A 14,502-nucleotide genomic window follows, 5' to 3' on the forward strand; every position below is an offset into this window, starting at 1 on the left:
CGAACAGGACAGTTAAGATCTATAGCGCCGAAGGTACTGCATGGGAGACTGTGTGGAAGATTAGGACGTTGCCAGGTAAGTGTAAAAGAGATAGTTATTATAACTGTCTCTTTTTTAGTATAAAAAGATATATCTTTAATGAAAAAATAATTAGCTATGTATAGAATTAAAAAAATAGTTTATACATAGCTTTTTTATTTAGATTATTTCTTAAGAGAATTATTAATAATAAATTTAATATAATTTACTTTATAAGATTTAAATTCATTTTTCTATATTGACTAGGAGTACAATTTTTAAATTCTTTGAACTTTTTTATAAAATAACTAAAATTATCAAATCCTACATTGAAACATATATCCATAACTGTGAAATCTTTAGTTTGAAGTAACTTAGCAGCTTTTTCTATTCTATAGTGATTAATATATAATATTGGACTTTTACCAGTTATAGATTTAAAAAATCTACAAAAATATTGAGTATTCATATTAGCTTGTTTTGCTAAATCATCAATATATATTTTATTTTTATAGCTTTTATATATATAATCAAGAACTAATTTTACTCTTTCAACTTTATAGTTATTTGAACTAGAATTTATAGCAATATTTTTAATAAATTTATTTTCTCTAGCTATAAGTGAAATAATTTTTAATAAACTTGCTTTTACTCCTAACTCCCATCCATCAAACTTTGTATAATATATATTTATCAATTCTTTTATTTCTGATAATATCTTTTGATTGCAAGTAAATGAATTATCAATTAATGTTGGAAAACTTAAAGTATTATTTAATAAGGGATCAATATATTTATTTTGACAATAGTCATATAATGAGCTACTTAATATGTTCATATCAAAAACTATAGCATGATGTACTGACGGTATATTGTTTAATGCATTAGCAGAATGTAATGTATGACTATTTATAAATAAGCATTGATTTGCAGAAAGAGTTATTGGTTTCATATCTATATTAAAGGTAATTTCACCTTGTTCTACATAAATAATTTCTACTTCTTCATGCCAATGGTATGGTAAAGAGTAGTTACCTTCAAAGTCAGTATTACGATATATTTTTAATGGAAACATAGCATCTCCATGAATTGCATTTTCTTTAAGTGTATTTGTTTTCATATTTGCCTCCATAGATATAATAAAAAGTAAAAATAATGTTATTTATAGACAAAATCATACAACATAATAGTTACATGAGTAGATATAATGTTATTGTAAGTTTAAAACAATATAAATTCAAGTATAACATCAGGAGGTTAAGATATGTTTGGTAAAATAATTTCATATGTAAAAGATGGAAATAAATTAAATATAGAATTTGAAAATAGAAAAGGAATTATAGAAATAATAACTAAAGATATAATAAATATTTTTTCAGCATTTAAATATGAGGATCATTTTTCTAGAGCAATAGAAAATCTTGAAATAAAAGAATGTGATTATAATATAAAAAAAGAAGAAGAGTTTTTAGAGGTATCTACTGGAAGTTTAATAATTAGAGTATATGACAATTTTAAAGTAGATTTTTATAATAAAAATTTAGAATTATTATGTGCTGATTACAAAGCAGAAAGAAAACCTTTTCTAAGGCGTGGGGAAAGTCAATTATCAGCCTTGGAAGGTCATAAACTTGTAGATTATAACAATAATTTTAAAATACAAGTTGTAAAAGAACTTAATGGTGATGAAAAGTTTTATGGACTTGGAGATAAAACAGGTTATTTAAATAAAAGAGGATATGAATACGAAATGTGGAATACAGATGACCCTACTCCACATGTAGAATCATTTAAATCATTATATAAATCTATTCCATTTTTTATAACTTTAACAGGAAATAATACATTTGGCATATTCTTTGATAATAATTTTAAAACATATTTTGATATGGGAAAAGAAAATGAAGATTACTATTATTTTGCTTCAGATGATGGAAATTTAGATTATTATTTTATAAATGGAGATAATATGTGTGATGTTGTGAGTGGATACACATATTTAACAGGAAAGACACCATTACCACAAATGTGGACATTAGGTTATCAACAATCAAGATGGTCTTACTATCCACAAAGTAGAATTAAAGAATTAGAAAAGAGTTTAAGAGAAAATGATATACCTTGTGATGCTATACATCTAGATATTGATTATATGGATAATTATAAGGTATTTACATGGGATAATGAAAAATTTAATAATCCTAAGAAATTTTTATCTGATCTTAAAGAGAATGGGTTTAAGATAGTGACAATAATAGATCCTGGTGTAAAAAAAGAGAAAGGTTATCACATATATGATGAAGGGATAAAAAACAAATATTTTGCAACAGATAAAGATGGTTTAACTTATGTAAATAAAGTATGGCCAGGAGATGCAGTGTATCCTGATTTCTCAAATAGTGAAGTAAGAAAATGGTGGTCTAACAATCAAAAAATAATGATGGACACAGGAGTAAGTGGTATATGGAATGATATGAATGAACCAGCAAGTTTTAATGGTCCATTACCAGATGATGTTCAATTTAATAATGAAGGCCGTGGAGGAGATCATAGAGAGGTTCATAATGTATATGGTCATTTAATGAATAAGGCTACTTACGAAGGAATAAAAGAATATACAAATAAACGTCCATTTATAATAACAAGAGCATGTTATGCAGGATCACAAAAATATTCTACAGTGTGGACAGGCGATAACCAAAGTTTTTGGGAACATTTAAGAATGTCAATTCCTATGTTATGTAATTTAGGACTTAGTGGATTAGGTTTTGCTGGTGTAGATGTAGGTGGTTTTAGTTTTGATTGTACAAAGGAATTATTATCTAGATGGGTTCAAGTAGGATGTTTTTCAACTTTATTTAGAAATCATTCTGCCTTATCTACAAGAGATCAAGAACCTTGGGCATTTGATCAAGAAACATTAGATATTAATAGAAAATATATAAAATTAAGATATAAACTAATTCCTTATTTATATGATCTTTTATGGCATGGAGAAAGTACTGGTTTACCTGTTATGAGACCTTTAGTATTACATTATAGTAATGATGAGAATGTATATGAGATAAATGATCAATTTTTAGTTGGAGAAAATATATTAGTGTCTCCTGTTGTTGAACAAGGTAAAAGGGTAAAAGCAGTATATTTACCAGAAGGTACATGGATAGATTATTGGACTAAAGAAGAAATAGAAGGACAAAAATCAATATTGAGAGAAGCACCGTTAGATTTATGTCCTATATATATTAAAAAGGGAAGTATTATTCCTAATTATCCAGAACAGAATTATATTGGGGAAAAGGATATTAAGGAACTAACACTTGATATATATCCAGGAAATGGACAGTATACACATTACTTAGATGATGCAGAAAGCTTTGCATATAAAGAAGGTAAATATAACTTATATAGCTTCAATATGAGTGAAAATATTAATGAAGTAGATATAGAAATAAAATTCCCACATTCAAAATATAAAAAGAAATATGATAATTTTAAAATAGTTATTAATTCTGAGAATATATCACAAGTTAAATTTAATAATGCTAATATAAATTATGAAAAACAAGGAAAACAAATCATTATATTATTACCAGCAATAGAAGGTATATTGAAAATATATAAGCTTCAATAAAGTTTGTTAATTAATACAAAGTTTAAAATATTTATAAACAGTATGAAGTATAAATATAGTGAGGAGATTATATAGAAAATTTATTGATATATACATTTGTAATTAGGTATTTTTAATTAAAGATATAATTTCCTATAAAGCATTATAAAGGTATTAATTTAGTTAGAATAATATATTTAAAATAATTTTAAGCTTATTAAATATTAAAATAAAATTTTGATATTTAACTATGATTTAAAGCAGTATTAATATTGCAATATAAAGTAAATTAAAATTATAGTTTAAGATTACGAGATTATATTAATATTGATTTAAAAGATAATGTAATATTTTGGTTTAAATATATAATTTTTATTAAAATGTAACTGAAAAAATAGCTGATTTAAATTAGGAGTAATTTAAATCAGCTATTTGCTATTTTTAAAGAAGTATTATAAAAAGATAATTTTATGGATAAGTTATATTAAAACATGAATTTGTAGTATTTTTTATTAATATTTAAATACGTTAATTTATAAGTAACAAAATTAGATGAATTTTAAAAATTATTTAGATTAAATATGTATTAAACAAACTTCTTAATAGATTATAATTATAATAAGAAAATTAAATAAATTTTTATATAAAAGTTATGTTTTATAATATCAACATTCACTTAAAATATAGAGATTTAAAAAATACAATATATAAAATATAGAGGAAAAATAAATGAATAAAAAATATCAAAATTTAAAATTTATTATTAATAATATATTAGGAGTATTTAATTCATTATTTATTATTGTATTATCAGTAATTATTACATTAAATTTAACTCCTATTTATAAAATAGTAATCAAAAAATATAGGTTATCTGAGAAAAATGGAATAACACTAGAAGAAATTATGAATGATTATAGAGGGTTAATTAATTATTTACAGAATCCATTTATTAAAAAATTAGAGTTCCATAATTTCTCTATGAGTATTCAGGGAGAAATTCATTTTCAAGATGTAAAAAGAATATTTGTGTTTCTTTATATTTACATGATTATATTTATTATAATATTAATTTTATATTTATTTTTAAAAAATAGAACAGATAAATTTATATATCAGGAGTTTATAAATAAATATAAAATACTAAATATTAGTGCAAATTATTTAATTATATTTTTTATATTATTAATTACAGCAATTTTAGTAGATTTTAAAAAATATTTTACTCTGTTTCATAAAATATTTTTTAGAAATGACTATTGGTTGTTTAATCCAAGATTAGATCCAATTATTAATGTTTTACCAGAAGAATTTTTTATGATTTTAGGAATAATTATTTTGATTTTGATAATCTTACAAGTTATTTATATTAAAATTTCTTATTATAGAAATAAGTCTTAATATTAAAATACTACTTTAATATATAAAAAAATAGTTGAAATTAAAATAAAGAGATGCTGTCTCAAAAATATTTTTATTTTAGAGTTTTTAAAGTAAATTCCTCTGTCCATGAGCTTTATACTTAATATAAACTTTTTTATATAGTATGTTGATTTTGAGACAGCTCTACTATTATAATTTAATAATTTCTAAATCATTAGGAACATGAATTATACCATTAAATTCTTCTTTACCTTCTTTAGTATATAGTTCTTTTCTTTTTTCTAAATTTTTATCTTCAGTATGATACAGAATTATAGATTTTACATTTAAAATATTAGCATTTTTACAAGCATCTTTAACAGTAGCATGATGTTTTTCGTATGGTTTAAATATATCTTTTTGAGAATATAAACAAAATGCTTCATGGAATAAATAATCTACATTCTCACAATATATTTTTAGATTTTCTCTAAAAGGTTCATCACCTAAAAAGGTTAGATGCTTATTATTTAATAGAGTAGTTTTAAAGCCAAATTGTAATTGTTTAGTACTATTTATATTGAAAAAGGTTGTTTTCCTTCCTAAGATTTTAAATTCACTGTTATTTTCAATTTCAATAAATAGAATTCTATCATCAAATAATTTTAAGAATTTTTTTTGAAGCACAAAAGAACATATTGTTTTAATTGCAGTAATAGAAGTTTTATGACAATAAATATTAAAATTTCCAGTGTATTTATCATTCAATATTCCTTGAGCTACAGCACGGATTACCCATATGCTTCCTAGTATATGATCGTTATGATTATGTGATATAAACATATTATGTATTTGATTAATTGATATATTTGATTTTTCAAGATTTGATAATATTGTATTTCCACCACCTGCATCAATAAGAAAATGATCATTATTATTTGATAAAGTAAAACAAGTATTATAGCATTTCGTTACCATAGCAGAGCCAGTACCGAGTATAGTTAAATTTTCCATTTTTATCTCCTTTAATTGTTTATATAGGGCTATTTCAGAAATTCTATTATGAATTTGAAAAATTTTTGTTTGTTTACTATAATAAATACATTATTTTAAAATATATTATATTTATTTTGAAATAGTCCTTCATGCATTGAAATTAAGTATATTATAAAATTTATAAGTTCTAAGGACAAGGATGAATATGTAAAATTTATTGTAATTACTTTACAATTTTATAAGTAAATGATACAATAAGTAAAAATGAATACGAAGACCTAAGGTAGAGGAGCTGTTTATAAATAGTACTTATTAGAAGCTGGCAAGCGTTGATTAATAAGGAAAGGTATAATGGCCGAAGAAATATGTTATGCAAAAATTTATTTCTGGGTATACATAGAATATATGTGTAACTGTCACGAAAGTGGAGTGCTACAAGGATTTTATCGGATATTATTAATATAATATCTTTATAAGCTTTAGCAAAAATGAACTCTACCCGTTGTAGTTATAACTACAACGGTTTTTCTTATGCAAAAATTAGTTAGGGGGATTAATAATGAAAATTAAAGGAATAATAGTTCCACTTATCACGCCATTTAAAGAAGGTATGGTAGACTTTAAATCATATGAAAATTTAGTAGATCATTACATAAATGAAGGGGTAGATGGAATTATACCATTAGGAACTACAGGAGAAAGTCCAACAATATCAAATGAGGAATATGAAGAAATATTATCTAAAACAATGGAATATAATAATGGTAGGGTAAAAGTTTATACTGGTTTAGGTGGAAATAATACTATTGAAGTAATTAAAAAATTAAAGATAGCAGAAAGCAATAAAGTAGACGGTATATTATCAGTATCACCTTATTATTCAAGACCAAATCAAAGAGGCATTTATGAACATTTTAAAAGAATATCTGAATCAACAGATTTAAACATTATAATATATAATATTCCTTATAGAACAGGCTCTAATATTGAAAATGATACTATATTTAAATTAGCAGAACTAGAAAATATAGTAGGTATAAAAGATTGTTCAGGAAGTATGAAACAAACGTCAGAATTAATTTTAAATGCACCAAAGGACTTTTCGGTATTAACTGGGGAGGATGTCCTTTTTTATACAACACTTGCACTTGGAGGTGATGGAGGTATTTTAGCCTCAGCTAGTTTAAGAACTAGAGATTTCATTAAGGTATATAATTATATAAAAGAAAATGATCATCAATCAGCACTTAGAATATGGAAGGAATTAGATGAATTTATACCAATGTTATTTGAGGAACCAAATCCTACACCATTAAAATATTGTTTAAAGAAAAAAGGTCTAATAGAAAGTGATGAAGTAAGATTGCCGCTTACAAATATAACAGAACAATTAGAAAAGAAATTAGATAATATGTTATTATTATAAATAACTTATTTATATATGGGGCAAAATAAAATATATAGCAAAAGCAATAAGAAATAAGGGCTATTTAGAATAGATAAAATTAAAAAGGATTTAATAATTCTTTTTAATTTTATCTTTTTATTTTTAAAAAAAGTTTATAATATGGTGAAATTCAGTAGAGAATTTTATGAGTATAGTAAGCGACTTATATTGGAAATTTATGATATATATGATTTTAATTAGGTTTGCTAATTAAAGATATAGCTTTCTATAAAAATTATATAAAAGATTATAAATGCATTAACTTAATTACAACATATATATTAAACATAAAATTTTTGACGATTAAAACTTTTAGGAGTAATATATAGTGGGTTAAATTTGCACATATGAAATAAAGTAATGTACTAATAAAGATAAAAAAACCTTTATATATAGAATTTATACTATAATATTATACTTAACTTAAAATATATTTAATTAAATAATAAGAAGATTTATATTGCTTGATTAATAATAAATTTAAAAAATTAGTGTATTATTTTTTTCATATGTAACAAAAAAGGAGTTGTTAAAAAATGATACCTAAACTATTTAAAATGATTAAAGGTAAAGAAATTACTAAGCAACAATTATTAAAAGATATTATATCAGGAATTATTGTTGCAATAATAGCATTACCTTTATCTATAGCATTAGCAATATCATCGGGAGTTTCACCAGAAAAAGGACTTATAACAGCAATCTTTGCTGGATTTATAATTTCTTTTTTAGGAGGAAGTAAAGTACAAATTGGGGGTCCAACCGGAGCATTTGTAATAATAATATACTCAATTATTCAGCAATATGGATTAAACGGGTTAATTACAGCTTCAATAATGGCGGGGATTATATTAGTTGTAATGGGGCTTTTAAAATTTGGATCATTAATTAAGTACATACCTCAAACAATAACAGTAGGTTTTACAAGTGGTATAGCAATAACATTATTATCAACACAGATTAAAGATTTTTTTGGATTAAAGATTGATAAGGTACCAGCAGAATTTATTCCTAAATGGCAAAGTTATATTTCTAATATGAACACATTAAATATATGGACATTAGTCATAGGAATTATTTGTGTGTTAATAATAGTTTTTTGGCCAAAGGTTAATAAAACTATACCAGGCTCATTGATTGCATTAATTGTTGCTACCTTAATGGTGAAATTTTTGAATTTACCAGTAGAAACTATAGGTGATAGATTCCAAGAGTTATCATCAGCTATTCCAATGCCTGTTATGCCTAGTATGAGCATAAGTACTATAAACCAATTATTTGCACCAGCTATGACTATAGCTATTTTAGCAGGTTTAGAGTCTTTATTATCAGCAGTTGTTGCAGATGGAATGATCGGTGATACACATGATTCAAATATGGAATTAGTAGCACAAGGATTAGGAAATATAGTTTCAGGGTTATTTGGAGGTATACCTGCAACAGGAGCAATAGCTAGAACAGCAGCTAATGTAAAGAATGGAGGTAAGAGTCCAATATCAGGAATGGTACATGCTATAACATTGTTAATTATAATGTTAGCTTTAATGCCAATTGCAAAATTAATACCAATGACATCATTAGCAGCAATATTAGCAATTGTATCTTATAATATGAGTGAATGGAGAACATTTAAATCATTATTAAAAGCACCTAAAAGTGATTTATTTGTGTTATTAGTTACTTTCTTTTGTACTATAATCTTTGATTTAGTAGTTGCGATTGGTTTTGGAATGATTATGACAATGTTCTTATTTATGAAAAGAGTCTCTGAAACTACAGCAATTAGGGATTTAGTAGATGAAGAGGTATTTGATGATGATGTATTAGATATGCTAAAAAAGTCAGATGGTAAAATTTCAGTATATCAAGTAGATGGACCTTTATTTTTTGGAATAGTACAAGATTTTTTAATAAAAGTAAATTCAGTAAAACCATCAACAGAAGTACTTATATTAGATATGAGACATAGTTATGCAATAGATGCATCTGCAATAAATGCTTTGAAAAAAATAGTTGATTATTGTAAAAAACATAAAATAAAACTTCTAATAACTCATGTTCAAAAACAACCAATGCATGTTTTAGGAAATATGGGAATTGCAGATATTATTGGAGATGAAAATATATATGAGACTAAAAGAGAAGCTATAGAAATAGCAAGTAGTTACATAAGTAAAATAAGAAATTTTATGAGTGGTGTTTCATAAAATAGAAATTTAGGGTATATTTTTTAATTAGATAGTGTTAATTAAAGATATTAACTTAACTAGATTATATATAAATAATAATAAGTTGATTCAAAAGAATTAAAAATATAATTTTGAATCAACTTTTTTATATTAAAGGATATAATGGTTTTTATTGAATATTTTAATTAATGTTATTTTAAAGAAGTTATTAATTTAATTAAATCGTCTCTTATAGAGTCAATTTTACTAAAATCTATTGCAGAAACATAAATTTTTTCTAAATCATCATGATAGGATTTTGCTTTTGCAAGGTAAGCTATTCCTTTAGAATTTAGCTCTTTATATTTAGTAGTTATGCTAGACAATGTACTAGCATATTTTTCATCAGTATTTTCTGATATTAATTCTTTATACATATCTAATATTTCATCATTTTCTCTTGAAGGAAAATACTCATGAGGTGCTGTTGAATCAAATATACATAAGCCTAACTCTCTCATTACTATCATATCTAAGCTATCAGGATCAAAACCACAATGATAAACTTCAGCATCAATTCCTCTAAGAGTACATTCCTTGACGAGCTTCTTTAGGAGTGTAGATTTACCAGAACCAGGTCTTCCTTTTATAAAATATCTTTTTGGAATATCACTAGTTAAGTTTTCAACAAAATCAACAGGTCCTTTAGGAGTAGCACCACCGAAAAAACGATGCTTAATATTAGATTTTTTATTAAAATTAGAATTTCCTACTAATTTAGCAATAATATCTTTAGCAATAGTATCAGCTTTTTTAAAGTTCATATTTTCAATATAAATTTTTTCCCAATCATCATGTATTGCAAGAGCTTTTGCAAATGATTTATAAGCGTTTTCATAGCAGGTAGAGATATGCTTTTTAATTTTAATAATTTCATTTGTATGTTCTTTTAATTTATCACTATTCCAAGCGACTCCTAAATTCACATATTCCTCTATTGCACCCGGTGCATTTGGTTCAATAATATGGGGAGCTGTCCCATCTACTATACCTACCTTAAGCTTGGGAATAATTACTCCATCAAGAGATCCATTATCAGAAGAACAGTGGATAAATTCTATATCATAATTTTTTTCATTCCAATAGTTACCTATTGATCTTATGAGTGTAGATTTACCTGTGCCAGGACCGCCTTTTAGTATGAATATTTTATCTAATCCTTCTAAATTAGATGGAAATAAATTGCAAAAACCTTTAGATGTATTAGCGCATGCATAATAATTTAAAATTTTCCCAGACAAGATTATCACTCCTTAATTTATAAAAAATAATACTAACAATAAATAATATATGATTAAAAAAAATATATGTGTAAATTAAAAAAATTTTTAATTTAAAATTTCTATAAAAAATTAGACATAAGTTTTTAAAAGGAGTTAAATAGTAAAATTAAGATAAATGCATAAGTAGAGATAAAATAAAGTTAAAAAACTATATTTAAACAATAAAAGCATTAATTATAAAAATTTATTTGAGTATAAATTTATTTATAAAGTAAATAATAATTTTGAAGTAAACTTAGGGAGTTGATTATAATGGAAAAAAATCCAAGTATAAAATGTTCAATAAAAAATTGTAGATACCATAACCAAAATGAAAATTATTGTACATTAGAGCAAATAAAAGTAGGTACACATGAAGCACATCCTAAAAAGATAGAATGTACAGATTGTGAATCATTTGTGTTAAATAGTTAATAATAAATATATAATTATTTATTACACTATTTTATAAAGAAAGAGTTTAAAGAAAATAATTTTTCTTTAAACTCTTTCTTAGGTATCTATTGACGATATACATTAAAAAGTTTAGGCTAATCTTAGTTTGAATTTTTTAATGATTTTATGGAGGATAAATAAATGGAATACAATTGGGAAAGATCACTTCCATTTTTTAATATAGATGTAGATATCGCAAATAAACTTCTTGATGAAATATTAGAAGGAAATACAATTGAAAATATAATTCCAATTAATGAAGGATGTAGGACAAGTAATTATATTTTAAAAATTACTAATTTAAATAAAAAATATATATTAAAAATTTTTCCGGAATTAAATTGGGATTATGAAAAAGAAAATAATTTATTAAAATTACTTAAAGATAAAGTACCAGTACAAAATATATATTGCATTTTAAAGAGTTCTATTATTAATAATAGAAGGTTTGGACTTTATGAATATATAGAGGGTCAAACATTAGGTCAAGCTATAAAGAATGGGTATGTTATTGATGAGGAGTTTATAAAAGAAGTAGCTAAAGCTTTAGCTACTATTCATAAATTTAAATTTAATAGTATAGGAAAATTTAATGATAAACTAGAAGTAGTAGAGAATCTACCATCATTATATACATGGTATGATAATTTTATGGATATAAATTTTAAAAATAGATTAGGACAAGATGTTGTTGATAGGATTAAAAATATAGTAAAAAATAATTTTCAAGTTTTAATTGATTTAGATAAAGATATTTCATTAGTACATGGAGATTTTCAAGGAACTAATATACTTATTAATAATAATAAATTAGCAGGGATTATAGATTGGGAATTTTCAATGGCAGGGCATGCATTAGCTGATATAGGACAGTTATTTAGATATGAAAACTATTTTAATGAAAAATTAGTTAATATATTTGAAAAAGAATATAATAAATATTCAGATAAAAAACTTATTAAAGATTGGTATAAAATAGCTAAACTTAGAGATTTGGTTAATTTAATTCAACTTATAAGTGCAAATGAAGAGATGCCTAATAAATATAAAGAGATTAAAGGAATTATAATGAAAACATTAGATATATTTGAATAGAAGACAATAAATAATATATTGACAGTAGTTATTAATTATATTAATATTATCAATATAATAAACAAAGGCGTTTAGAGCATAGGCTTTAAACGCCTTTGTTTTATATTTTTATAGGGGGGATATATATGAATATTAACTTAGCAGATAGCGCATTTATGCTGATATGTACGGCATTTGTGTTCTTAATGACACCGGGACTAGCATTCTTCTACGGAGGTATGGTACGTAGAAAGAATATATTAAACACTATTATGTCTTCATTTTTTATATGTGGATTAGCATCTGTATTATGGGTAGTAATAGGATATTCTTTATCATTTGGAGAAAATATAGGAGGAATAGTTGGTGGATTTAATTACATAGGTTTTATAGGTGTTGGAGCAGATCCTAATCCTATTTATGCTAATAATATACCTCACATTCTCTTTGCAACATTTCAAATGATGTTTGCTATAATAACGCCAGCATTAATAACAGGATCATTGGTAGATAGAATAAAATTTTCATCATTATTTATATTTGTAGGAATATGGTCAGTTTTTGTTTATTATCCACTTGCACATATGGTATGGGGAGATGGTGGAATTATAAAAAATTTAGGAGCATTAGATTTTGCTGGAGGAAGTGTAGTTCATATAAGTTCAGGAATTTCAGGACTCGTTGCATGTATAATATTAGGACCAAGAAAAGGATACGGTAAAATGAAATACAATCCTCATAATATACCATTTGTATTTCTTGGAGCTGCATTACTTTGGTTTGGATGGTTTGGATTTAATGCAGGAAGTGCATTAAGTTCAGGAGAACTTGCAGTGCATGCATTTTTAACAACTAATACATCTGCAGCGGCTGGGATGCTTTCATGGATGTTAATCGAAAAAATAAAACATGGCAATCCTACTATTTTAGGAACGATAACAGGTGCAGTAATAGGTTTAGTATCTATAACACCTGGAGCAGGATTTGTACCTGTTTATGCATCAATAATAATAGGAGCAATAGGATCTCCTATATGCTTTTTCTTCATGAATTATATTAAGCCTAAGTTTAATTATGATGATGCACTTGATGTATTTGGATGTCATGGTGTAGGCGGTATTTGGGGTGCAATAGCAACAGGCATTTTTACAGAGAAATCTATTAATTCAGCAGCACAATGGAATGGATTGATTTTTGGGGAGTTTAAGTTATTTGAAGCACAAATTATTAGTATTATTATAACCATAGCATTTGCAGGTATTAGTACGTTTATAATTATAAAAGTTATGCAAAAATTTGTGGATATTAGAGTTACAAGTTCAGAAGAGTTTGATGGACTTGATATCTCACAACACAGTGAGATTGCTTATCCATCCTTTACAGGACTTGATTAGAAAGGATATGATTGTTTATGAAAAGAATTGAAGCTATTATAAGACCATCAAAATTAGAAGCTATTAAATTAGCTCTTAAAGAAGCAAAAATCAGTGGAGTAACAATTAGTCAAGTTATGGGGTGTGGAAAACAACATGGTTGGGTGGAATCTTATGAAGATGAAGATGATATAATGAATATCATGCCTAAAATAGAACTTAAGATGGTTGTAGAGGATAATAAATTAGAAGAGATAATTGAAATAATTACTTCAATTGCTAGGACTGGAGAAGTCGGGGATGGAAAAATATTTATTACTGATATCAGTGACTGTATAAGAATTAGAACTGGTGAAAGAGGTATAACAGCATTATCATGAACATTTTAAATATACTTTGAATAAAATATAGTAATTTATAAAATATTTTATTTATTAAAAAAGGCTCTGTTAAGTTATAGATTTATAATTTTAACAGAGCTTTAGTTGTATTAAAAAAGTAATGGAGTATTAAGTTTGTATATTTTTAATCTATTATTTTCTTTTATATACTTTATTATAATACTTTAGGTTTTTGGAATAATAATAGTACACTATGTTTTAAGTGAATGCTGATATTTATACTACAATATCAACAATGTTTTAAAACATTATTAATTTAAATATTATAGTAG

The 14,502-nt window shown here is 24.7% G+C and carries 11 protein-coding genes, 1 rRNA gene and 1 riboswitch; of the genes, 9 read left to right on the forward strand and 3 right to left on the reverse strand.

What is annotated here, in order from left to right; genetic code table 11:
- Window positions 1-77, forward strand: a 5S ribosomal RNA gene (gene rrf, locus KYD98_RS18555); the annotation flags it as partial.
- A 167-nt stretch (window positions 78-244) separates the two neighbouring features.
- Here rrf and KYD98_RS15480 read toward each other — a convergent pair.
- Complete coding sequence (locus KYD98_RS15480) at window positions 245-1,138, reverse strand: helix-turn-helix domain-containing protein (protein ID WP_219780956.1); 894 nt, start codon at window positions 1,136-1,138, stop codon at window positions 245-247.
- Window positions 1,139-1,282: 144 nt separating this feature from the next.
- Between KYD98_RS15480 and KYD98_RS15485 the strand changes: the two genes are divergently transcribed.
- Together KYD98_RS15485 and KYD98_RS15490 are read left to right on the forward strand one after the other, a co-directional pair.
- A complete protein-coding gene (locus KYD98_RS15485; protein WP_219780957.1) occupies window positions 1,283-3,652 on the forward strand; it encodes a glycoside hydrolase family 31 protein in 2,370 nt (789 codons plus the stop codon).
- 708 nt (window positions 3,653-4,360) lie between these two features.
- Window positions 4,361-5,032 (forward strand): TIGR01906 family membrane protein, encoded by a 672-nt coding sequence (locus KYD98_RS15490; RefSeq protein WP_219780958.1) that lies wholly within the window; start codon window positions 4,361-4,363, stop codon window positions 5,030-5,032.
- 171 nt (window positions 5,033-5,203) lie between these two features.
- On the opposite strand, the gene KYD98_RS15495 is transcribed toward KYD98_RS15490, so the two are convergent.
- Window positions 5,204-6,007, reverse strand: a complete 804-nt coding sequence (locus KYD98_RS15495) for an MBL fold metallo-hydrolase (RefSeq protein WP_219780959.1) — start codon at window positions 6,005-6,007, stop codon at window positions 5,204-5,206.
- A 258-nt stretch (window positions 6,008-6,265) separates the two neighbouring features.
- Window positions 6,266-6,432: riboswitch (Lysine riboswitch) on the forward strand.
- 116 nt (window positions 6,433-6,548) lie between these two features.
- Between KYD98_RS15495 and dapA the strand changes: the two genes are divergently transcribed.
- Window positions 6,549-7,415 (forward strand): 4-hydroxy-tetrahydrodipicolinate synthase, encoded by an 867-nt coding sequence (gene dapA / locus KYD98_RS15500; RefSeq protein WP_219780960.1) that lies wholly within the window; start codon window positions 6,549-6,551, stop codon window positions 7,413-7,415.
- Between the two features lie 557 nt (window positions 7,416-7,972).
- Window positions 7,973-9,643 (forward strand): SulP family inorganic anion transporter, encoded by a 1,671-nt coding sequence (locus KYD98_RS15505; RefSeq protein ID WP_219780961.1) that lies wholly within the window; start codon window positions 7,973-7,975, stop codon window positions 9,641-9,643.
- 173 nt (window positions 9,644-9,816) lie between these two features.
- Here the strand turns inward: KYD98_RS15505 and KYD98_RS15510 are convergent, their stop codons facing one another.
- Window positions 9,817-10,905 (reverse strand): PRK06851 family protein, encoded by a 1,089-nt coding sequence (locus KYD98_RS15510; protein ID WP_219780962.1) that lies wholly within the window; start codon window positions 10,903-10,905, stop codon window positions 9,817-9,819.
- Between the two features lie 294 nt (window positions 10,906-11,199).
- Here KYD98_RS15510 and KYD98_RS15515 point away from each other — a divergent pair, with 294 nt between their 5' ends.
- The 4 genes from KYD98_RS15515 to KYD98_RS15530 all read left to right on the forward strand — a co-directional run bounded on the left by KYD98_RS15515 (window position 11,200) and on the right by KYD98_RS15530 (window position 14,209).
- Window positions 11,200-11,361, forward strand: a complete 162-nt coding sequence (locus KYD98_RS15515) for a DUF1540 domain-containing protein (RefSeq protein WP_219780963.1) — start codon at window positions 11,200-11,202, stop codon at window positions 11,359-11,361.
- Between the two features lie 162 nt (window positions 11,362-11,523).
- A complete protein-coding gene (locus tag KYD98_RS15520) occupies window positions 11,524-12,477 on the forward strand; it encodes a phosphotransferase family protein (protein ID WP_219780964.1) in 954 nt (317 codons plus the stop codon).
- Window positions 12,478-12,602: 125 nt separating this feature from the next.
- Window positions 12,603-13,850, forward strand: coding sequence for an ammonium transporter (locus tag KYD98_RS15525; protein WP_219780965.1), 1,248 nt, complete (start codon window positions 12,603-12,605; stop codon window positions 13,848-13,850).
- A 17-nt stretch (window positions 13,851-13,867) separates the two neighbouring features.
- Window positions 13,868-14,209 (forward strand): P-II family nitrogen regulator, encoded by a 342-nt coding sequence (locus KYD98_RS15530; RefSeq protein WP_219780966.1) that lies wholly within the window; start codon window positions 13,868-13,870, stop codon window positions 14,207-14,209.
- Window positions 14,210-14,502 lie beyond the last annotated feature (293 nt).

This window comes from Clostridium weizhouense (genome assembly GCF_019431045.1).
Classification (GTDB): Bacteria; Bacillota; Clostridia; order Clostridiales; family Clostridiaceae; genus Clostridium; species Clostridium weizhouense.

Excerpts from the sequence above, each read along its gene's own strand:
- KYD98_RS15485 (WP_219780957.1), top strand. The coding sequence starts at position 1,283 with ATGTTTGGTAAAATAATTTCATATGTAAAAGATGGAAATAAATTAAAT.
- KYD98_RS15525 (WP_219780965.1), top strand. The coding sequence starts at position 12,603 with ATGAATATTAACTTAGCAGATAGCGCATTTATGCTGATATGTACGGCA.
- KYD98_RS15520 (WP_219780964.1), top strand. The coding sequence starts at position 11,524 with ATGGAATACAATTGGGAAAGATCACTTCCATTTTTTAATATAGATGTA.
- KYD98_RS15515 (WP_219780963.1), top strand. The coding sequence starts at position 11,200 with ATGGAAAAAAATCCAAGTATAAAATGTTCAATAAAAAATTGTAGATAC.
- KYD98_RS15495 (WP_219780959.1), bottom strand. The coding sequence starts at position 6,007 with ATGGAAAATTTAACTATACTCGGTACTGGCTCTGCTATGGTAACGAAA.
- KYD98_RS15490 (WP_219780958.1), top strand. The coding sequence starts at position 4,361 with ATGAATAAAAAATATCAAAATTTAAAATTTATTATTAATAATATATTA.
- KYD98_RS15480 (WP_219780956.1), bottom strand. The coding sequence starts at position 1,138 with ATGAAAACAAATACACTTAAAGAAAATGCAATTCATGGAGATGCTATG.
- KYD98_RS15530 (WP_219780966.1), top strand. The coding sequence starts at position 13,868 with ATGAAAAGAATTGAAGCTATTATAAGACCATCAAAATTAGAAGCTATT.
- dapA (WP_219780960.1), top strand. The coding sequence starts at position 6,549 with ATGAAAATTAAAGGAATAATAGTTCCACTTATCACGCCATTTAAAGAA.
- KYD98_RS15505 (WP_219780961.1), top strand. The coding sequence starts at position 7,973 with ATGATACCTAAACTATTTAAAATGATTAAAGGTAAAGAAATTACTAAG.